The following is a 21,026-nucleotide window of genomic DNA, read 5'->3' on the forward strand; positions in this document are numbered from 1 at the left end:
GTGCGCAGGAGGCGGCATGCAGGCGATCGTGGACTTCTTTACGTGGCTCTTCAGCGACCCGACGGGCGTCATCTGCCTGGTCCTTGGCGGCATCGTGCTCTGCCTCGTCATCGCGCTGCTCATGGAGCGCGGCACCAAGCGGCGCTACTTCAATCACGAGAAGACCGACGACGACTGGGACCTCTTCGACGACGATGACGAGGAGTAGCCTCGCCGGAATCCTGGCCTGAGGCGGGTTCTTCTCGCCTTCCGAACCCCCGCTCTCATGCAGGACCGGAACACGTCCGCCATATCCACAGACCCCGCACCGTTTTAGGACGCTCTCACCTGCAAAAACGTCCACGAACGGTGCACCGTCACCATGCCGCACCGTTTTAGGACGTTCTCAGCCGCGGAAACGTCCGATAGCAGTGCGCACCACCCGGCCGCACCGTTTCCGGACGGACTAGCGAGAAGGACCGTCCAGGGACAGTACGCGCCGCCCATCCGCACCGCCTCCGGACGGTCCTGCGCCCCGATACGTCCGGAGGCAGTACGGGGCCGGAGCCGGCATGGGACTGGGGCCGGCGCGGACTGTGGACGGGACGAGCACGGTGCGGGGCCGCCTCAACACGAAAAAGGCCCCCGACCGAAGCCAGGGGCCCTTGCGTTCATGGTGCGGGCGAAAGGACTTGAACCTTCATGGGGTTGCCCCCATACGGACCTGAACCGTACGCGTCTGCCAATTCCGCCACGCCCGCGTGCTGAGCTATCTTACCCCAACCTCAGCGAGCTGCCAAGAGATTTTTCCGGAACCTCGCAGGCGATGTCGAGAACCGCCGAGGACAGGGCCCGGCGGTGCGGCCAGGGGCCGTGGCTCGCTGGAAAGCCGGGACCCACCGGCAGCCCACCGGGGATGCCGACGAAGGGCCCGGACCAGCTGCGGCCCGTCGGGTCCACCCGGGCCGGGCCCCGCCCCCCGCGCCCCTCCGCGGCGCCGCACGCGTTAGAATGTCCGCACGGCACACGCACACGAAGGCCGCGCGGCCCGCATGCCGCGCGGCCATACGCAGCACAAACGAGGGAGGGCCCGTGGGCGAGACGCCGACCAGGGTGCGCACGCAGGCCCCCCGGGGGCCGGAGCCACCGCGCGAGGAGATGCTGCTCGGCCGCTACCGCGTGCTCGAACGACGGGGCACGGGCGGCTTCGGCACGGTCTGCACCTGCTGGGACACGCGCCTGCAGCGCCGCGTGGCCATCAAGCGCATGCCGCTTGCCTCCACGGCCGAGACCGGCACCACCCCCGAGGAGGCCCTCCGCGAGGCGCGGACGGCCTGCATGCTCCCCCACCCCAACATCGTCGCCGTCCACGACTTCGAGGCGCAGGGCGCCTACGCCTACCTGGTGATGGAGTACGTGGACGGCCTCAACCTCGCCGAGCTCCTCGCCCGCGTGGAGGGAGGGCGGCTCACCCCCGACGAGTGCGCCCACGTGCTGGCCTCGCTGGCGAAGGCGCTATCCTTCGCGCACGAGAACCGAGCCCTCCACCTGGACATCAAGCCCTCCAACATCATGATCGACCGCCAGGGCACCGTGAAGCTGGCGGACTTCGGCATGTCCACGCTCGCCTCGGCGGCCGGCTACGGAGGCGCGCGCGGAGGCACCGTTGGCTACATGCCGCCCGAGCAGATAGAGAGCATGCTCGTGGACGAGCGCGCGGACGTCTTCTCCCTGGCCGTGGTGGTCTGGCAGGCACTCACGGGCCGCGACCCCTTCCTGGCGAGGAGCGACCAGGAGTCCCTGGCGCTCATCCGGCGCGGACCCGCCCGAAGGCTTGCCAAGGACTGCCCGGAGGCGGGCCCCGAGGTAGAAGAGGTGCTGCTGGCCGCCCTGGAGCCCGCCGCCGCAGACCGCACGAGCTCCGTCGCGGAGCTTGCCGACGAGCTCTGTCCGCTGCTCGGGGACGCCGCCGAGGGCGCCGCGTCCCTTCGTGACCTGGTTGAGCAGGCAGAGCAGGACGATGGCTCGGACAGCCGGGCGCGCCGCGCGGTTCCGCTCGCCGTAGGCCTGCCGCCGCTGGGTGCCGTGCTCGCGCGCGCCCTCACCGCGCTCGCGGTCTTCGCCGCCCTTCGCCTGGCGCTTCCCCTGACCCCGGGAGCAGACGAGCGCACGGCCGCCGCGGCCGCCCTCGTCAGCTGCCTGGCCAGTGCCGCATGGACACCGCTCGGCGCCCCGCTCGTGGTGCTCGCCATCGCCTGGGCCATCGCGTCAGGGGCCGTCGCCGCGGCCACGCTCGCCGCGATGGCACTCGTGGCCGTCACGGCCCTCTGGTGGGCGCGCGTGGGCCGCTCGGAGCGGCTCTCCTCGCTCACGCTGCTGCTCCCGTGCTGCCTGCCGTCGCCGGTCGCCGGGGCGGCACTCGCGGGGTTTGCGATGGACCCCGGCCCCGCGGCGGCGAGCGGCGCGCTCGGCTGCGCCCTCGGGACCGTCTTCCGTCTGGGGGTGTCCACGTCCTTCTCACCAGACGCGCTGCTTCCCGGCCTGCTTGCGGCCGCCTCCTCGCCGGAGACGTGGGTCCTGCTTGTCGCATGCGCCGCCTGCGGGGCCGTCTCCGCCGCCGTCGCCCTGCACGGGTCGGTGGCGGCAGGCGTGATAGGGCAGGCGCTCGGGCTTGCGTGCCTGGTCGCTGGCGCTGTCTTCGCCGCTCGGATGGAGAATGGCGGTATATGGGAGGCCCTCGACGGGGCCACCGTCGTAGTTGCGGTACTCTTGTTTGTGTTTTTGTGCATTGCGACTGTCCTGAGAGGCCCGCTCTACGAGGGCCCGGAAGGCGGGGGTAGATGAGTTTCCTCAGTGATTTCGAAGCGCGCATAGGCTCTGTGTTCGGCGCCGCTCCCCAGGGCTACACGGAGCCCTTCTCCTTCAAGAAGCTCGCCAAGCGCGCCGCGCGCGAGATGGAGAACGAGACGTACGAGATCGACGGCGTGGACACCGCGCCGGCGCTCTACACGGTGCTCGTCTCCGCCTCCGACGACTCCCTCATGCGCCCTCTCTACGAGCAGATCACCTACGAGACGGCGGCCTTCGTGACCGCCCAGGCCCAGAAGAAGGGCTACGCCTTCGTCGGCAACCCGCTCGTCCGCTTCATGGTCGACCCGTCGCTCAAGTCCGGGAAGTTCGCCGTCTTTGCGGAGAACGTCGACCCGGGCACCCTCGGGCGCCTGCGTGAGGAGGAGCGCGCCTTCCTGGCCGGCAACTCCAGCACCGGCGGCGCCGCCGCGCAGATTCACGCCCAGGGCGGCCGACGCCCGGCCCCGACCCCGCACGTCGCCCCCGTGGCCGTTCCGTCCGCCGGGGCGCAGCCGGACGACTCCCCCGCGGCGGACGGCCTCGACGTGATGCCGGAGGACTTCCCCGAGCCCACCCCGGTGGCGTCGGCCTCCGCCTCCACGCCCATGCCCGTCCCCGTGATGCAGCCGGCGCCCGTGGTGAGCGCGCCGGAGACGCCGGGCTCCGTGCCCGTGCCGCAGACCCAGCTCCGCAACGTGCCCCTCGTGGACGCGCGCCGCGGCGTGGGCGTGGGCGGTGCGGCCCAGGCGCCGCACGCGTCTTGCCTGCTCATCGACAGGCAGACCGGCCGAACCTTCACGGCGAAGGCGCCCTCCACGGTCATCGGGCGCGAGCGCTCCCAGGCCGGCGTGGTCCTGCGCGACCCCAACGTCTCCCGCCGTCACGCCGAGCTCGTCTTCGACGGGCGCGACTGGATTATCCGGGACCTCAACTCCACCAACGGGACCCTCGTCAACGACGTGGACGTCAACGAGTGCGTCCTGCGTGACGGCGACCTCATCACCGTGGGGCTGATGAACCTCGAGTTCAGGGAGAACCCCAGATGATTGACCTCGTCCTCTTCATAGGGCGCGTGCTCCTGATCATCGTGCTCTACCTCTTTCTCTTTGCGGTCATGCGCACCGGCATCGGGCTGGTGAAGGGTCAGCGCCGCGACGCGGCCATCTGGTCCGTCGACGTGGAGAAGGGCTCCCGTGCGCTGCGCGGCCTGCACGTGGACATCCTCGGCCCCGTGGTGATAGGGCGCTCCCCCTCCTCCGACATCGTGATCGACGAGCCGTACGTCTCGGCCACGCACGCACGCCTCACCCTGCAGGGCCCTGCCCTCGTGCTGGAGGACCTTGGCTCCACCAACGGGACCATGGTCAACGGGCACCTCATCGACCAGCCTGTGACGCTACGCGAGACGGACGAGGTGCAGATTGGCGACACGATCATGCGAGTGAGCCGCGGATGACGCAGGAGGAGACCCTCATACCCGCACCTCAGGAGCCGTCAAACGCCCCAGGCCGCGCCGAGATGCCCGTAGAGGGGCGTGCCGGCGCGGACGCCGTATCTGGCGCCAACGAGTTCATCTCGTGGGGGGCACGCAGCGACGTCGGCCTGGTCCGCGGCCACAACGAGGACTCCTTCCTGCTGAGGGCGCCCCTGTTCGTGGTCTCTGACGGAATGGGCGGTCATGCCGCCGGCGAGGTGGCGAGCTCCATCGCCGTCGAGACCATCGGCGGGAGGGCCCCCGCCTCCGCGGACGACGTCCTTCTCGGCGCCGCCGTGGAGGCCGCCAACACGAGCGTCATCGAGGCGGCCGAGCAGGGCATCGGCAAGCCCGGGATGGGCTGCACCGCAACCGCCGTCCTCATAGAGAGAAACCGCATGGCCGTGGCGCACGTGGGGGACTCACGTGCCTACCTGCTGCACCACGGCACGCTCGTCCGCATCACCCACGACCACTCCTACGTTGAGGAGCTCGTGGACTCCGGCCAGATCACGGCCGACGAGGCGCGCACGCACCCCTCGCGCTCCATCATCACCCGCGCCCTGGGCTCCGACCCGGACATGTACGCCGACCACTTCACGCTCGAGGTCAACGACGGCGACCGGGTCATCCTGTGCTCGGACGGCCTCTCGTCCATGATTCCGGACAGTGAGATAGAGTCCCTCGCCGTCTCGAGCGCCACCCCGCAGCAGGCGGCCGACAACCTTGTTTCCGCTGCGCTCACCGCGGGCGGGGCCGACAACGTGACGGTCGTCGTCGTCGACGTGCTCAACGACGGCCTGGCCGAGGCAGCGCGAAAGAAGCTCGTCCGCCGCATAGCCGCGTTCTCCGGGGCCTTCGCGGCCGTGATCGTGGCGGCGGCGCTCATCACCTTCGCCTTCCTCCAGACCGAGTGGTACCTCGGGGTCAACGGGACCACGGTCGGGCTCTACCGCGGCGTCCAGGGGGACCTCTTCGGCGTGAGCCTCTCGGAGCTCGTGGGGACGAGCGCCGTGGAGGTGTCCGACCTTCCAGTGGCCCTGCAGAACCAGCTCGAGGACGGCATCCGCGTGAACAACGAGGCCGAGGGCCGCGCCGCCATCGACTCCTACCACGAGCAGATAGACTCCGAGCGCGACCGGGCGGCAAAGATAGCCGAGACGGCACGCTCGGAGAGCGGGGCCGGCGAGAACGGCGAGGCGGCCCCAGACGGCACGCAGGACACGACGACGGACGGGGGCGAGTAACGTGAGGAGAAGACGGTTCGCGGCGTCTGCCACGCGCGCCGAGGTTGAGGCCATGACGGCCGCCGCGGCGGTCCCGGCGCCCGCGGCCCCCCGCAGCGCCGACCGGGGACACGGCCGCAGGAACACCGAGCTGCTGCTCCTGTGCCTCGCGGCCGTCCCCGTCATCCTGCTCTACGCCATGTACGTGGTCAACTCCAACGCCGCGCTGAGCCTGTCCACGCTCGGCGTGCCGCTGGGGCTCTTCGCCGCGTTCGCCGCGGCCCACGTGGCCATCCGCTTCCTCGCGCCGGCGGCGGACCCCGCCATCCTGCCCATCGTGTTCGCGCTCTCGGGCACGGGCATCACGTTCCTCACCCGCCTTGCGCCGGACCTGGCCGTCAACCAGGTGATGTGGCTCTTCCTGTCCGTCGCCGCCATGGTCGGCGTCCTCGTGGTTGTTCGCGACCTTGACGCCCTCGCGGACTACAAGTACACCCTGGGGATCGCCGGCGTGGTCCTTCTCATCCTGCCGATGATCGTCGGCACCGAGCAGAACGGCTCCAAACTCTGGATCTACATCGGCTCGTTCAGCTTCCAGCCGGGCGAGTTCGCCAAGATCCTCATTACGCTCTTCCTGGCGTTCTACCTCGCCACCAACCGCGAGGCGCTCTCGGCCTCAATGCGCAGCATAGGGCCGCTGCGCCTGCCGCGCCTGAGGATGCTGCTCCCGATGTTCGTCATGTGGGGCATCAGCCTGCTCGTGGTGGTCTTCGAGCGCGACCTCGGCAGCGCCCTTCTCTTCTTCGCCTTCTTCGTCATCATGCTCTACGTGGCCACCGGCCGCGTGAGCTACGTCGTGGTGAGCCTGCTTCTGCTCGCCGTCGCCGGCGTGGCCTGCTACCACCTCTTCGGCCACGTCCAGAACCGCGTGGACATCTGGCTCGACCCGTGGTCGGCGGCCTCGAGCGGCGGCTACCAGATCGTCCAGGCGCTCTACTCGCTGGCCGACGGCGGGCTCGTGGGCGCGGGCATCGGCAACGGCCTGGCCACCACCATCCCCTTCGTGGAGAGCGACTTCATCTTTGCGGCAATCGCCGAGGAGGCCGGCCTTCTGGGCGCCTCCGCCGTGCTCCTGCTGTTCCTGCTCTTCTGCGTGCGCGGCCTCGCCACGGCGGCGCGCGCCAAGTCCGACTGCTCCGCCTTCGCGGCCGTGGGCCTCACGGCGGCCATCTCGTTCCAGGCCTTCCTCATCGTGGGCGGCGTCACCAAGCTCCTGCCGCTCACAGGCGTCACGCTGCCCTTCATGAGCCAGGGCGGCACGTCGCTGCTCGCGAGCTTCGTCATCGTGGGCCTGCTGCTGCGCGCCGGCGACGAGGGCACCGGCCGCGAGGCGGAGATGCGCTCCGGCGTCGAGCGCAGCAGCGCCCGGCGAGACCCGGTGCTCACCCTCGCGGGCCAGGCCGCGGCACAGGCCCAGGAGCGCGGCGCTCACGTCCCCTCGGTGGTTCACGGCAGCCACGCCCGCGGACGCTTCGGCCTCAACACGGCCGAGTCGGGCGTCCTCGGGCGCGTGGCGCTGGGCAAGCGCCTCACCAACCTCATCGCGGTCTTCTCGCTGCTGTTCGCCGCGCTTGTGGCAAACCTCACCTACGTCCAGCAGATCGACGCGGAGCGCATCCAGAACCTTCCCACCAACAGCCACACCATTGCCCGCAGCGCCTCCGTCCAGCGCGGCGCCATCATCACCTCCGACGGCGTCACCCTGGCGGAGAGCGTCCTGCAGGACGACGGGACCTACGCGCGCAGCTACCCGCAGGGCACGCTCGCGCGCCACGTCGTCGGCTACGTCTCCACGCAGTTCGGCAGCGCCGGCGTCGAATCCTCGATGAACGAGGTGCTCACCGGGCACGAGGACTACTCCAACTGGCGGAGCGCCCTCTACTCGCTGGCCGGCGTAGAGCAGCCCGGCTCCACCGTGGCACTCACCATCAACTCGCAGATCCAGCGAGCCGCCGAGCAGGCGCTCCAGGGCTATACCGGCGCCATCGTGGTACTTGACCCCAAGACCGGCGCCGTCCTGGCGCGCGCCTCCTCGCCCACCTACTCGCCGGACGACCTCGAGGCAGCCATGCAGGGCACCGACGGCGAGCTCGTCGACCGCACCACCCAGGCGCTCTACTCGCCCGGGTCCACCTTCAAGGCCGTCACGCTCTCCGCCGCGCTGGACTCCGGGGCCGTCACGCTGGACGACGTCTACTACGCCGGCCCCTCGCTTGAGGTCGGCGGGGCCGAGGTCACCAACTACGGGGGCAACGACTATGGCAGCCCCACCCTGCGGGAGGCCTTCGCGCTCTCGTCCAACACCGCGTTCGCCCAGGTGGGCGTCGACCTGGGGGCCAACACCCTCGTGAGCTACGCGCGCGCCTACGGCTACGGGCAGGAGATTGGCCAGGACTTTGACTGCCTCGCCTCCCTCATGCCCGAGCCGGCCGAGATGACGGAGTGGGAGACGGCGTGGGCGGCGTGCGGACAGCCCGTCGGGCAGCACGCGAGCCCCGCGGGCCCGCAGGTCACCGTCATGCAGAACGCCGTGGTGGCCCAGACCATCGCCAACGGCGGCGTTGCCATGGACCCCTTCGTCGTCGACCACGTGCTCTCGCCGGAGGGCATCGTCACCTCCGAGACCGCCCCGCGCTCCCTTGGCCAGGTCATCTCCTCGACCACGGCCGACCAGATGAAGGAGGCCATGCGCGGCGTCGTCGACCACGGCACCGGCCGTCGCGCCCAGGTGCCCGGGACCGTGGTGGCGGGCAAGACCGGCACGGCCGAGGTCGAGAACGGCAACATCAACTCGTTCTTCATCGGCTTCGCCCCCTATGACAGCCCCACCCTGGTCATCTCGGTCTGCGTCGAGGGCCACGGCGAGGACGTCGAGGGCTTCGCCGCCGGCCTGGCCGGCCAGGTGCTGTCCCAAGCGCTTCAGATCCAGGCATCGGGGGCGGGGAACTAGCATGATGGGAGACGGGGGGACCGTCCTTCTCGCCAGCCTCGGGGCGGGGCGAGAAGGACCTGCGATTTCAAGACACGCCCGGCGCAGACGCGCGGGGAGGCCATCCTGTACGACGTACGACACGCGGCCGCAGGCGCCGCGGAGAAAATAGGGAGAGATGATGTCAGCTACGGTTCTCGGAGGACGCTACCAGGTCCAGGACAAGATAGGTGCGGGCGGCATGGCCACGGTCTACCGCGGCCTCGACGAGGTGCTCGGGCGCACGGTGGCCATCAAGACGATGCTGCCCCAGTACGCCAACGACCCCTCCTTTGCGGCCCGCTTCAAGCAGGAGGCTCAGGCCGCCGCGGCCCTGCAGAGCCCCTACATCGTGAGCGTCTACGACTGGGGCAAGGACGCGGACACCTACTACATCGTCATGGAGTACCTGCGGGGCACCGACCTCAAGAGCGGCATCCGCAAGCACGGCGCGCTGGACTGCAAGAAGGTCGCGCAGATCGGCTCGCAGATTGCACAGGCGCTCTCCGTGGCGCACAAGCACGACATCATCCACCGCGACATCAAGCCGCAGAACATCATGGTGCAGCCCGACGGCAACATCAAGGTGATGGACTTCGGCATCGCGCGCGCCAAGAACAGCCACCTCACGCAGGACAACTCCGTGCTGGGAACCGCCCACTACGTCTCCCCCGAGCAGACGCAGGGCAAGGAGCTCGGCCCCACCACGGACATCTACTCGCTGGGCATCGTGATGTACGAGGCCGCCACCGGGCAGGTCCCCTTCCAGGGGGACGACGCCATCACCGTGGCCCTCAAGCAGGTCAACGAGCAGCCCAAGCCGCCCAGCCAGCTCAACCCCAACGTTGACCCGAGCCTGGAGTCCATCATCCTCAAGTGCATGCAGAAGAACCCGGCCGACCGTTTCCAGACGGCCGACGAGCTCTATCGCACGCTGCGAGACTACCTGGCCGGCCGCATGCAGGCCGTGAACAGCGCCACCGCCATGCTGCCCGCTCAGCCCACCAACAAGCTGGACCGCGGAGGCGCAAAGGCAGGCGGGACCGCAGCCATGCCGCGCGTGGACCGCGCCGGCCACTACCGAGGCCAGAGCGCAACGGAGCAGGCGGCCGAGCAGGAGGCCGAGCGCGCTCGCAAGCGCAAGCGCAACATCGCCATCGGCGTGATCGCGGGCGTGGCGGTCCTGGCCATCGCAATCTTCGCGATTGCGAACCTTCTTGGCACCGCGGCTGCCCAGCGGACGGTCCCGTCCATCATCGGCATGACGCAGGAGCAGGCCGAGGCCGCCATCGAGAGCGCGGGCTTCGAGGTCGGTGACGTCAGCCAGGGCTACAGCAACGACCAGGACGAGGGTGACGTCTACGAGCAGAGCCCCGACGCCTACAGCCAGGCCGCAGAGGGCACCAAGATCAGCTTCCGCGTCTCCCAGGGACCGCAGCCTGCCGAGCAGGTCGAGGTGCCCGACCTCAGCAACCTCACGGAGGAGCAGGCCCAGGACGAGCTCGAGAGCCGCAACCTCCGCTGGCGCGCGGGCGCCGAGCAGGAGAGCGACGAGGTTGAGGCCGGCCGCGTCTGCGACCAGGACACCGAGCCGGGCACCATGGTCGACGTGAACACCACGATCACCTACTACCTGTCCTCGGGCTCGTCGCAGGAGGTCGTCCCCAACGTGACCGGCGACCCCGAGGAGACCGCTGAGGCCCGCCTCATCGAGGCCGGCTTCACCGTGTCCAAGCAGTACGTCAACGACGACACCGTGCCCGAGGGCTGCGTCATCTACACGACCCCCGACGAAGGCGAGACCGCCGACAAGGGCTCCCAGGTCACGATCTACATCTCCCTCGGGCCGGCAGCTCCGGAGGAGTTTGACGTCATAAACGTCGTGGGATGGACCTACTCGGAGGCCTACTCCGCGCTCAAGAACAGCGGCTTCAACCCCATCCTCGCCACGGGCAACTCCCCGGACGGCATCGTCTCCAGCCAGTCGGTGACGGGCACGGCCCCCCAGGGCGCCGACATCGTCCTCACCACGAGGAACCCCACCTCGACAGGCGGGTCGACGGGCGGCGAGGGGTCCGGTGGCGAGAACCCCACCGGAGGCACCGGAACCACGGACCCCTCCACCGGCGGAGGGTCGTCCAACTAGCCAGGGGCCGGGCTCGGGGCCCTAACACCGTGGTGACGAGGCCAGGGCGTCTCCTGGCAACGGCGAGAACGGGAAGGCGGCAGACATGAGGCGGCCTCCGGGGAAGGCTTCCCGGAGGCCGCCTCTCTTGGCTCCGCGGCCAACGTGGCGAGGGCTGTGGCAAGCTCAACGCGTCACACAAAAGCAGGCCAGTCAGGGAACTGACTGGCCTGCGTCTTTTCTGGTGCCCCCGGGCCGATTCGAACGGCCGACACCCGCTTTAGGAGAGCGGTGCTCTATCCCCTGAGCTACGAAGGCATTGGAAGGCTATTCTATCACCCGCGCGCGACGGCGAGAAGGACGACGGCGCGCAGCGCGGGCGAGGTACCTACTTGCCGTTCTTCTCGGCCTTCTTGGCAGCCTTTTTCTCGGCCTTCTTCGCCTGGCGCTCGAGCGCGGCTCGGCTCTCCTGCTCGAAGAGCTCGGCGATGCGCTTGTCCGTCATGCCACGGACCTGCGCCTCGGCGCGCTTGCGGTACGGACGGCGCTTCACGAAGTCATAGATGAGGCCCCCGATGATGAGCACGTAGGCCAGCACCAGCGTGACCACGGAGAAGATGCCCTGCCAGGTGCTCATGTCGGGCTGGCTGCCAAAGGCGTACGCGGCTATCAGCGAGACCACCGCCAGCGCAAAGCCGACGCCCACGATGATCCAGAAGCGCTTCTCGATCTGGCGGTACTCCGGAATCGAGCGCAACACGATGTCGTAGGCGCGGGTGCGCATGTCGTTGCGCTCGCGCTCGCGGCGCCTGCGCTCGCGCTTCTCCTCCTTGGTCTCGCTGGAGGTGCCGAGGATGCCCTGGTCCTTGGGCTTGGACGCGGTGCGGACCGAGGCAGCGGCCTCGCGGGCCGGACGGGCCTTGGCGGCCGAGCTGCGCACGAAGCCCTTCTTGTCGCCCTCGTCCGCGCCGGACTCGTCGGCCTTCTTGGGCATGCCCGCGGCAATACCCTCGGCCTCCTTGCGGGCGCCCTCGATGGTGTCTCGCAGTGACATGGGTCTCCTTACGCCCTCACGGGCTTGAACTCGGTACCGGTAATGATCTGGAAGGCCTCGGCGTAGCGCTTGGAGGTGCCCTCAATGACCTCGGCGGGGATGCGCGGCGGCTCGCCGGTCATGTCCCAGTTGGCACGCAGCCAGTCGCGCACGTACTGCTTGTCGTAGCTCGGCTGGACGTGGCCCTCGGCGTAGCCCTCGGCCGGCCAGAAGCGGCTGGAGTCCGGGGTGAGGCACTCGTCGATGAGCGTGAGCCTGCCGTCGATGAAGCCGAACTCGAACTTGGTGTCGGCGATGATGATGCCCTGGCCGGCGGCGTAGTCAGCGGCGGCCTTGTAGATGGCCAGCGAGGCGTCGCGCAGCTGCTCGGCCACGTCGGTGCCCACGATCTCGCAGCAGCGCTCGAAGGAGATGTTCTCGTCATGGTCGCCGAGCTCGGCCTTGGTGGACGGGGTGAAGATCGGCTCGGGCAGCTTGGAGGCCTCGGTCAGGCCCTCGGGCAGCTTGATGCCGCAGACGGTGCCGTTCTCGTCATAGGTCTTCTTGCCGGAGCCGGTGAGGTAGCCGCGCACGATGCACTCGATGGGCACGGTCTGGGCCTTCTTCACCAGCATCGAGCGGCCGGCCAGGTAGTCGGCGTAGGGCTTGAACTCCTCCGGGAGGTCGGCCACGTCGCAGGAGATCATGTGGTTGGGGATGAGGTCGGCAAAGCGCTCGAACCAGAACGCGGAGATGCGCGTGAGGATCTCACCCTTGTGGGGGATCTCGTCGGGGAGGATGAAGTCGTAGGCGCTGATGCGGTCGGACGCCACCATGAGCAGTGTGTCCCCGCAGTCGTAGATGTCGCGCACCTTGCCGTGCGAGTCCGGACGAAGCTCCATCTCAGCCATAAGCAGGCCTTCCCTTCTGTGATGGCGAATACTCAAACCATCAGTATAACGCCCCTCACCCCAAAGAAAGGAGGTAAGCATCGAACCCTGACGCGGCCGCCGCAGGACAAGCGGCGGAGCGGAGGCCGCGTTCTTCTCGCCGCGCGCAGTTCTGCAGCGCACGCCCTTTGTGCGCGAAGCTGTTTGAGCACGGAGAGAAGAACGTGGGGCCTGCCGTGCGCGTAGCCTACTTGTCCTGCGGCTTGCGCGGCCGCTTCAGGGGGATGCGCAGCGTGAAGGTGGTGCCCTTGCCGAGCTCGGACTCAACGAGGATCGTGCCGTTGTGCCGGTCCACGATCTCCTTGGTGATGGCAAGGCCCACGCCGAGGCCGCCGGAGACGCGCTCACGGCTCACGTCGGAGCGCCAGAAGCGCGAGAACGTCTGCGGGATGTCCTCCTTGGCGATGCCGATGCCGGTGTCCTGCACGGAGATGAGCGCGTCGGAGCGGTCCTGCCGCAGGGAGACCTTCACCCAGCCGTCCGCGTTGGTGTAGCGCATCGCGTTGCTCATGAGGTTGACCACGGCCTCGCGCAGCAGGTCCGGGTCAACGTCGGCATAGAGCTCGCCGTGGGCGGTCTCGTCAACGAAGCGCAGGTGGAGGCCGCGCTCGTGGAAGAGCTGGTGCTGGGCGGAGACGAGCCCCTTGACCAGGTAGACCAGGTCGGTGCGCTCCACCTTCATGGCGGTGGTGCCGTTCTCGAGGCGGGAGAGCCTCAGCATCGCGTCAATCAGGCGAGAGAGTCGGCGGACCTCGGAGGCCACGGTCTCGAAGTGCTCGTCGTCGGCAGGCAGTACGCCGTCCTGCATGGCCTCGATCGTGGCCTGCAGGGCCATGAGCGGGGTGCGCAGCTCGTGGGCCACGTCTCCGGTGAGACGGTGCTCGAGCTTGAGGTCGCGCTCGATGGTGCTCGCCATGTCGTCGAACGTCTCGCCGAGCTGACCAACCTCGTCGGGCCCGGTGACGCCTGAGCGGGCGGTGAGGTCGCCGTTCCTGATCTGCTTGGCCGTGGAGGTGATGCGCTGGATGGGCCGCGCGATGGAGCGCGAGACGAAGTAGCCGATCACGCACGCGATGATCGCGGCAATGGCGGCCGCGGTGGCGATGGCGCCGTAGGAGTTGGTGCGGAAGGCCGAGTCGCTGCGGGTGAGCAGGGCGTCCGAGCCAAGGGCCCACAGCTGCACCGTTCCCACGGTCTCGCCGTCTGGGGCTGTGATGGGAGCGCTGACCACGGCGCTTCTCGAGGTGGGGACCGCCGCGGGAGTGCGGGAGCCGTCGAGCCTGCCGGCCGAGGTGACTCCGGAGACGGTCCAGGTATCGTCATAGAGCACGTCACCGTCGGCGCTCGTGACCTGCACCACGATGTCCGAGGAGAGCGACGAGGCGGAGGAGGCCACGGAGATGGCGTCGGCGTCGAGCCTGCCATTCTCCGCGTACGCCTCGGAGATGGCGTCGGCGGTGGAGTCGGCTATGGCCTGCATGTTGGATCGGGTGTAGGCCATGAACTGGCCCTCCCACACGATGGCGAGAACCCCCACCAGCACCACCGCGGTCATGATGGCGGTGAGCGCAAAGGCGAAGGTCAGGCTCGTCGCGTAGGGACGGCCGCGCTTGGGCGAGGGCTTGATGGTGTTCCACGAGTTGCGCGAGGACGTCTTCTCGGAAGTGTCGTCCTCGTGGGCGTCGCGGCCGGTCACAAAGCGCGCCGACATGCCCGCCCCCGGCTACTTGACGTTCTCGGCGGGCTTCTCCGGCGCCTCGAAGCGGTAGCCCACGCCGTGGACGGTGTAGAGCCAGCGCGGGTTGCGCGGGTCGTCGCCGAGCTTGGCGCGCAGGTTCTTGACGTGGGAGTCGATGGTGCGCTCGTAGCCCTCGAAGTCGTAGCCGAGGACCTTCTCCACGAGCTCCATGCGCGTGTAGACGCGCCCCGGGTAGCGCGCGAGCGTGGTGAGCAGCTTGAACTCGGAGGCCGTGAGGTCGACCTCCTTGCCCTCCACGAGCACCTTGTGGCCGGAGATGTCGATCACGAGGTCGCCGAAGTCGAGCACCTCGAGCTGCGGCTCGGCCTCGGTGTGGGCGCGACGCAGCAGGGCGCGCACGCGGGCCACGAGCTCGCGCGGCGAGAAGGGCTTGATGAGGTAGTCGTCCGCGCCGAGCTCGAGGCCGATGATGCGGTCCTCGACCTCTCCCTTGGCGGTGAGCATGATGATCGGCACGTTGGAGGTCTCGCGGATGGCGCGGCAGACGCGCTCGCCGGAGAGCTTGGGGAGCATGAGGTCAAGGATCACGAGGTCGAAGGTGTGCTTCTCGAACTCCTCGACCGCGCTCTGGCCGTCACCGACACCGCGCACGATGTAGTTCTCGCGCTCGAGGTAGGCCGCAACGGCGTCACGGATGGCCTTCTCGTCCTCGACCAGCAGAATCTTCTTCTCATCTGAAGCCATCTTCGGCCTCCCTGTGTCTGCAAGCTTCGACGTGCCACGTGAGGTGGCCCATAGCATCTCTAGTGTACCCCACGGAACCGCGGGGGATGCAAGGCTATAGGCGGAAGGTGCGTACCGTTACGGAAGCGGGGTAGCCGGTGTCGGCGTCCTTGACCGTCGAGAAGGTCACGAAGAGGTCACAGCCGTCGCCCACGCGGGCGGGAAACTCTCCGTAGTCGACCACGCGGTCGGCCGACGGAATGCCCGAGTAGGTGCGGTTTGCCAGGTCAAGGACCACGTAAGCGGAGTTGCTCTGCAAAATCTTGATCACGATCACGTCGCCTGCGCCGCAGCCGCACTCCGAGGGCTCGCGATTGAGACGAAAGAAGCCGCCCGAGGACGTGCCCATGTAGGTGCCCATCTGACCAAGCAGGCCCCCCGCGCTGTAGCTCGCCTCCACGGACACGAGAAACCGCTCCCCCACGCGGGTGGCACGGAACGGCCGGACGCTCTGGGGCATCACGAGCTGGTCGACTCGCGTGGCGAGGTCGTCGGAGAGCGCGTACGCCGTCACGCCGTAGTAGACCCCCTCGTCCGCGCGGACGCGCGGGGTGAGCACCACGTTGTCCCCGGCAAGGGTGGGCGCCGTGGCAAAGCGGCCCGGGGACTCCACCACGGCCTGAGCCTCGCTGCCGCCGGCGTGCCAGACGTAGCAGTGCGAGCTCTCCGTGGTCCTGGACCCGTTTGCCGAGGGCTGCACCTGCCAGATGACCTTGTCTCCGGAAACGGCGAACGGGGCGGGGTCGTAGTCGGAGCCTCCCTCCCAGAGCGTGCTGGTGTCACCGGTGAGCGCGCCGCCCGAGAAGGACGAGGCATAGAGCACCCACGCTCGCGTGGAGAGGTTGAGCTCGACCCAGGCGTAGACGGAGTCCGAGCAGCGGACGTCGTAGATGACGGTGGTCGTGGACTGGCCCATGGGCGCGGCGACCACCTCGACGAGCTCGCCCGAGGCCAGGGAGAGCGCCGACCCCTTCACCATGGGCGTGGCGGAGGAGCCCGCCGTGGTCACGGGAATCCAGGTGCCCTCGGCGGGGTGCAGCACGTTGCCCAGCGGCAGGGTCCAGGTTGACTCCGCCGTCAGGGACTCGCCGGTCGCCTCGAAGGTGTCGAGGATGTCCTCGGCGGAGTCCTCGTCGACGACCACCGGGTCAGAGGCGTCCTCGTCCGATGCGTGCGTGCAACCGGCAAGCACCCCGACGGCCGCCGCCACGGCAGTCCCCGCGGCGGCGGTCTTGAAGAACGAGCGCCTGGTCAGCCTCGGCCTGCGCATGGAGGTGCCTAGGCCTGGAGCGCCGCCGTGGCCTCGGTGAGCGCGCGGGAGAGCTGGTCCGCGCACGAGGTCTGACGCGGCCCGCAGGTGTTGCCCGCAAGGATGCCGGCGACCTCCTCGGGCGAGTGGCCCTTGACGAGCTTGCCGATGGCCTTGAGGTTGCCGTTACAGCCCCCGTCAAAGGAGACCGACTCGATGACCTTGCCATCGTCGGACAGGTCGATGTGGATCGCGCGCGAGCAGACGCCGCGCGGGGTGTAGTCGAAGTGCTTCACAGGTTCTTCTCCCCTCGTTGCTGACCTCAGCAGTATACCCGTGCCTCGCCGTAGCCAGGCTTGGGACGCCGGGCGCCCTCTGGCCCCTCGATGGAACCTACTCGAAGCTCAGCTGCTCCAGGCGGTCAAAGACCACGTCCACGCGAGTGAGGAAGGCACGCGGGTCGAAGATGCGGTCGAGCTCCTCGGCAGGGAGGGTGCAGCGCGGGTCCGCCTCGAGCTTCTCGCGGAACGTGGAGCCCTGCTCGCACTGCTGGACCTCGTGCCAGGTGGCCATGGCGTTGTCCTGCACGATGGCGTAGGCCTGCTCGCGGGTAATGCCGGTCTCCACTAGGGCCAGAAGCACCTTGGAGGAGTAGATGAGGCCGCGGGTCTTGTTGAGGTTGGCCATCATGCGCGCCGGGTAGAGGATGAGCCCGTCCACGATGCGGATGAGGCACTGGAACATGTGGTCAAGCGCGATGAAGGAGTCGGCCTGCGCCACGCGCTCGGCGGAGCTGTGGGAGATGTCGCGCTCGTGCCAGAGGGCCACGTTGTCAAAGGCAACCTGCGCGTTGGCCTTCACCACGCGGGAGAGGCCGCAGACCTTCTCCACGGTGATGGGGTTGCGCTTGTGCGGCATGGCGGAGCTGCCCTTCTGGCCCTTCTTGAACGGCTCCTCCGCCTCCAGGGTGTCGGTGCGCTGGAGGTTGCGGATCTCCGTGGCGATGCGCTCGCAGGTAGCCGCCGTGGTGGCGAGGACGCCGGCGAGATAGGCGTGGTGGTCGCGGGAGATGACCTGCGTGGAGAGCGGGTCGTGCACGAGGCCGAGGTGCTCGCAGACGTACTCCTCGACGAACGGGTCGATGCTGGAGTAGGTGCCCACCGCGCCCGAGATGGCGCCGAAGGCCACGTTCTTGCGGGCGTCCTTGAGGCGGTCGAGGTCGCGCTTGAGCTCCCAGGCCCAGCTGCCGAACTTCATGCCGAAGGTCATCGGCTCGGCGTGAATGCCGTGCGTGCGGCCCACGCAGAGGGTGTCACGCTCCTCGAAGGCGCGGCGCTTGCAGATCTCGCCGAGCCTGCGCACGTCCTCGATCAGGATGTCGGTGGCCTGGACGAGCTGGTAGCACAGGGCGGTGTCGCCCAGGTCGGACGAGGTCATGCCAAAGTGCACCCAGCGGGAGGGCTTGGGCTCGCCCTCGGGCACGTCGCGGTCGATGTACTCGCCCATGTTGGTGAGGAAGGCGATGACGTCGTGGTTGGTCACGGCCTCGATGGCGTCGACCTCGTCCTTGTTGAAGTCCGCGTGCTCGCGGATCCAGGCGGCCTCCTCGCGCGTGATGCCGATCTTGCCCATCTCGGCGTGCGCCTCGCAGGCCAGGACCTCGATCTCCTGCCAGATGCGGTACTTGTTCTCCAGCGAGAAGATGTGGCCCATCTCGGGGCGGGTGTAGCGATCAATCATGTGGGGCTCCTTCGGCGTCGCGCTGCATACCAGCCTGATTCTACCGCAGGGGCGAGAAGAACCTCTACGCCACGCGGCCCTCGTCCGCGGCCAGCGCCGCGCGGGCCTCCCCGAGCTGAACCACCACGGCGTCGTGGCCGGTTCCGCCGTAGGTCACGCGGGCGTTGGCAATGCCGGCCGGGTCGAGGTCGCGGGCGACGTCCTCCTCGAACAGCGGGCTCGCGGCGGCAAACTCCTCGGCCGTGAGGTCCTCGAGGCCCTTGCCATGCTTCTCGCAGTAGAGCACGAGCTCGCCCACCACGCGGTGCGCCTCGCGGAAGGGCATGCCCTTCTTGGCCAGGTAGTCGGCCACGTCCGTGGCGGCCGAGAAGCCCGTGCCCGCCTGCGCGAGCATGGCGTCGGCGTTCACGGTCATGGTCTCGACCATGCCCGCGGCGATCTCCATGCAGTCGCTGAGCGTGCGAGCGGCGTCGAGCGGGCCCTCCTTGCACTCCTGGAGGTCTTTGTTGTAGGCGAGCGGCAGGGACTTCATCGTGGTAAGCAGCGCCATGAGGTCGCCGTAGACTCGGCCGGTCTTGCCGCGCGTGAGCTCGGCGAAGTCGGGGTTCTTCTTCTGCGGCATGATCGAGGAGCCCGTGGAGTAGCTGTCCGAGAGCGTGATGAAGCCGAACTCGGTGGAGCTCCACAGCACGATCTCCTCGCACAGGCGCGAGAGGTGCATCATGGAGACGGCGCAGGCGTACTCGAGGTCGAGCAGGTAGTCGCGGTCGGAGACGGCGTCGAGCGAGTTGGGGATGGTGCGGCCAAAGCCCAGGAGCTCGGTAGTGCGCTGGCGGTTCAGCGGGTAGGTGGTGCCGGCGAGCGCCGCCGCGCCGAGCGGGTTGGCGTCCGCGGCGTCGCGCGCGGCGACGAGGCGGACGTGGTCGCGCGTGAACATCCAGAAGTAGGCGAGCAGGTGGTGGGAGAGCAGCACCGGCTGGGCGTGCTGCAGGTGGGTGTAGCCGGGCATCACCACGTCGAGGTTCTTCTCGGCAACGTCGAGAAGGACGCGGCGCAGGGCGCGGTTGCCGGAGAGCAGCTGGTCGCAGAGGTCCTTGGCGAGCAGGCGGATGTCGGTGGCCACCTGGTCGTTGCGCGAGCGGCCGGTGTGCAGGCGGCCGCCGGGCGTGCCGATGTTGCGGGTGAGCGCGCCCTCCACGGCCATGTGGACGTCCTCGTCGTTGACGTCCCAGGCGAAGGTGCCCCCCTCGATCTGGGCGGCGATGTCGGCGAGGCCCTCGTCGATGGCGGCCTGGTCCTCGGCCGAGATGATGCCCTGCTCGGCGAGCATCTTGGCGTGCGCGCGGCTGCCGGCTATGTCCTGGGCCGCCATGCTCTTGTCGACCTCGAGGCTTGCGCCAAACTCCTGCGTGAACTGGTCAACGCCCTTCTCGAACCTGCCGCCCCACAGCGCCATGAGCCCTCCTTGCTTGCGTTTTGTCCCAACAAGCTTACCAAAGCGGGAGCGGGTCCTTGCGCGAGCGCCCGTCGCGTAGCATGGGTTTTACGGACCGCCCGGCGAACGCTTGCCGCCGTCCGCAGCTGCCCCGCGCCCGGGCGGCAAGGGGTGTGATACCCTACCGGCCACCGCGCGGCCCCCATCGCACAACGAAAGGGGTCGCCATGCTGATTTGCGTCAACAAGACGTCTGCGCTCGCACTTCTGCGACACGTCCGGGCAACCGGGGAGCTCGCGCACGCCCAGATCTGCGGCCTGCCCGAGCCGGACCCCCTCCCGCAGCGCAGGTGGACTGCGCGGCTCATCCCCCACGAGCTACTCGGCCTGCGCGACGCGCCCAGTCCCGAGCGGCGCGTGTGCGTGGCCGTCCCCTCGCAGGAGACGCGGCCGCTCGCCTCCTTCTTCTCAAGCACGGTGTATTCCACGGGATTGCCCCCAGGATCGTTCTTACAGCTGAGCGATGATCTGGTCATTCCCTGTCCCGAGCTGCTCTTTATCGAGCTCGCCAGAGTCATGCACCCGGCCGTGCACGAGCTCCTCGGCTATGAGCTCTGCGGGACGTTTGCCCGCAGCCCAATTGACCCCCGCACGGGCGGCGTGACTCATGGCCTCGCCCCCGTTACGGATGTTCTGCGCATCGGTGACTATATCGACCGGTGTCAGGGGATTGCCGGAATGCCCGCGGCGAGGCGTCACCTGAAGAACGTGCGGGACAACGCGTGGTCGGCAATCGAGGCTGTGATGGCGTTGATGGTCGTGCGGCCCGTCAGGGATTTGGGGTATGGAATCGAAAAGATCACCCTCAACAAGCGGCAGGGCAATCCACGCGCACTCGTCCAGCGCGGGTGCATGAGCAGCAGGGTTCCCGACATTGTGCTCGACGACCTCCCTGTCGGCTTCAACTACGACGGCCACGATCATCTCAACCTCTCGTCAATCATCAAATCCATTAGCAACTCCACGGAGCTGAGGGCATCGCTTGCCCAGCTGAGGAATAAGTACGTAGACGACCGCAAGCGCGACAGGGAGCTCGCCGCACAGGGACGGGTGGTCATGCCGGTTGTTGCCGAGGACGTTTTTGCGTGTGGCGGCCTTGATACGGTGGTCCTTGAGGCCCTGATGGCATCAGAGCGGCTCGGCGGACCCGCGGCGGCCAGCGTCGTCGAAGACGGGGCGTGGGATCACCAGGTGGAGCAGGCAAGACAGCAGCTCGTCTGGTCCCTTCTGCCCTGGGAGGGAGGAAAATCTCTGGGGGCCTTCTGATTGGGGCCGCATTAGAGGGACCCGCGGGAAATTAATCCACATTTCAGGGCGCTCCGAAAACAGCCAACTGGCCTTTTGCTCGATTCACAAAACCAAATGTGGATTAATTTCCCGTCACCGGGCGGCGCGC

Annotated in this window: 16 protein-coding genes and 2 tRNA genes; 8 read left to right on the plus strand and 10 right to left on the minus strand. The window is 68.5% G+C overall.

Annotated elements, in window-relative coordinates; genetic code table 11:
- Positions 1-16 precede the first annotated feature (16 nt).
- Positions 17-208, plus strand: coding sequence for a DUF6724 family protein (locus tag H9X80_RS02455; protein WP_204792777.1), 192 nt, complete (start codon positions 17-19; stop codon positions 206-208).
- 445 nt (positions 209-653) lie between these two features.
- On the opposite strand, the gene H9X80_RS02460 is transcribed toward H9X80_RS02455, so the two are convergent.
- Positions 654-740: transfer RNA gene (locus H9X80_RS02460), tRNA-Leu, on the minus strand.
- A gap of 331 nt (positions 741-1,071) precedes the next feature.
- On the opposite strand from H9X80_RS02460, the gene H9X80_RS02465 reads away from it, so the two are divergent.
- The 6 genes from H9X80_RS02465 (at position 1,072) to pknB (ending at position 10,703) form a co-directional block, all read left to right on the plus strand.
- A complete protein-coding gene (locus H9X80_RS02465) occupies positions 1,072-2,823 on the plus strand; it encodes a serine/threonine-protein kinase (protein ID WP_342590852.1) in 1,752 nt (583 codons plus the stop codon).
- Complete coding sequence (locus H9X80_RS02470) at positions 2,820-3,875, plus strand: FhaA domain-containing protein (RefSeq protein WP_204792779.1); 1,056 nt, start codon at positions 2,820-2,822, stop codon at positions 3,873-3,875. Before H9X80_RS02465 ends, H9X80_RS02470 begins: the two co-directional genes overlap by 4 nt.
- Entirely contained in the window at positions 3,872-4,285 is a 414-nt protein-coding gene (locus H9X80_RS02475) for an FHA domain-containing protein (RefSeq protein WP_204792780.1), read from the plus strand. The genes H9X80_RS02470 and H9X80_RS02475 overlap by 4 nt, the downstream gene beginning before the upstream one ends.
- Positions 4,282-5,550, plus strand: a complete 1,269-nt coding sequence (locus H9X80_RS02480) for a Stp1/IreP family PP2C-type Ser/Thr phosphatase (RefSeq protein ID WP_239471481.1) — start codon at positions 4,282-4,284, stop codon at positions 5,548-5,550. The genes H9X80_RS02475 and H9X80_RS02480 overlap by 4 nt, the downstream gene beginning before the upstream one ends.
- A 52-nt stretch (positions 5,551-5,602) precedes the next feature.
- A complete protein-coding gene (locus H9X80_RS02485; protein WP_204792883.1) occupies positions 5,603-8,539 on the plus strand; it encodes an FtsW/RodA/SpoVE family cell cycle protein in 2,937 nt (978 codons plus the stop codon).
- Positions 8,540-8,699: 160 nt separating this feature from the next.
- A complete protein-coding gene (gene pknB, locus H9X80_RS02490) occupies positions 8,700-10,703 on the plus strand; it encodes a Stk1 family PASTA domain-containing Ser/Thr kinase (RefSeq protein WP_204792781.1) in 2,004 nt (667 codons plus the stop codon).
- A gap of 221 nt (positions 10,704-10,924) precedes the next feature.
- Here the strand turns inward: pknB and H9X80_RS02495 are convergent.
- The 9 genes from H9X80_RS02495 to argH form a co-directional block, all read right to left on the minus strand.
- Positions 10,925-11,000 (minus strand) — tRNA-Arg (locus tag H9X80_RS02495).
- 70 nt (positions 11,001-11,070) lie between these two features.
- Positions 11,071-11,736, minus strand: coding sequence for an APC family permease (locus H9X80_RS02500; RefSeq protein ID WP_204792782.1), 666 nt, complete (start codon positions 11,734-11,736; stop codon positions 11,071-11,073).
- A gap of 8 nt (positions 11,737-11,744) precedes the next feature.
- Entirely contained in the window at positions 11,745-12,626 is an 882-nt protein-coding gene (locus H9X80_RS02505) for a phosphoribosylaminoimidazolesuccinocarboxamide synthase (RefSeq protein WP_428832965.1), read from the minus strand.
- Between the two features lie 226 nt (positions 12,627-12,852).
- Positions 12,853-14,376 carry a sensor histidine kinase gene (locus H9X80_RS02510; RefSeq protein ID WP_204792783.1) on the minus strand — a complete coding sequence of 508 codons (1,524 nt, stop codon included), beginning with the start codon at positions 14,374-14,376 and terminating at the stop codon, positions 12,853-12,855.
- A 12-nt stretch (positions 14,377-14,388) separates the two neighbouring features.
- The gene (locus H9X80_RS02515; protein ID WP_204792784.1) at positions 14,389-15,108 is read right to left on the minus strand and encodes a response regulator transcription factor; all 720 of its coding nucleotides are present in this window, start codon (positions 15,106-15,108) and stop codon (positions 14,389-14,391) included.
- 94 nt (positions 15,109-15,202) lie between these two features.
- Positions 15,203-16,417, minus strand: coding sequence for a Tat pathway signal protein (locus tag H9X80_RS02520; RefSeq protein WP_204792785.1), 1,215 nt, complete (start codon positions 16,415-16,417; stop codon positions 15,203-15,205).
- Between the two features lie 8 nt (positions 16,418-16,425).
- A complete protein-coding gene (locus tag H9X80_RS02525) occupies positions 16,426-16,692 on the minus strand; it encodes a TIGR03905 family TSCPD domain-containing protein (RefSeq protein WP_204792786.1) in 267 nt (88 codons plus the stop codon).
- A 97-nt stretch (positions 16,693-16,789) separates the two neighbouring features.
- Positions 16,790-18,136: an adenylosuccinate lyase gene (gene purB, locus H9X80_RS02530; protein WP_204792787.1), complete on the minus strand. Its 1,347-nt coding sequence runs from the start codon at positions 18,134-18,136 to the stop codon at positions 16,790-16,792.
- Positions 18,137-18,200: 64 nt separating this feature from the next.
- Positions 18,201-19,592 carry an argininosuccinate lyase gene (gene argH, locus H9X80_RS02535; RefSeq protein WP_204792788.1) on the minus strand — a complete coding sequence of 464 codons (1,392 nt, stop codon included), beginning with the start codon at positions 19,590-19,592 and terminating at the stop codon, positions 18,201-18,203.
- Positions 19,593-19,798: 206 nt separating this feature from the next.
- Between argH and H9X80_RS02540 the strand changes: the two genes are divergently transcribed.
- The gene (locus tag H9X80_RS02540) at positions 19,799-20,896 is read left to right on the plus strand and encodes a hypothetical protein (protein ID WP_204792789.1); all 1,098 of its coding nucleotides are present in this window, start codon (positions 19,799-19,801) and stop codon (positions 20,894-20,896) included.
- Positions 20,897-21,026 lie beyond the last annotated feature (130 nt).

Origin of the sequence: Olsenella profusa (genome assembly GCF_016900315.1) — a bacterium.
GTDB classification, from domain to species: Bacteria; Actinomycetota; Coriobacteriia; order Coriobacteriales; family Atopobiaceae; genus Thermophilibacter; species Thermophilibacter profusus_A.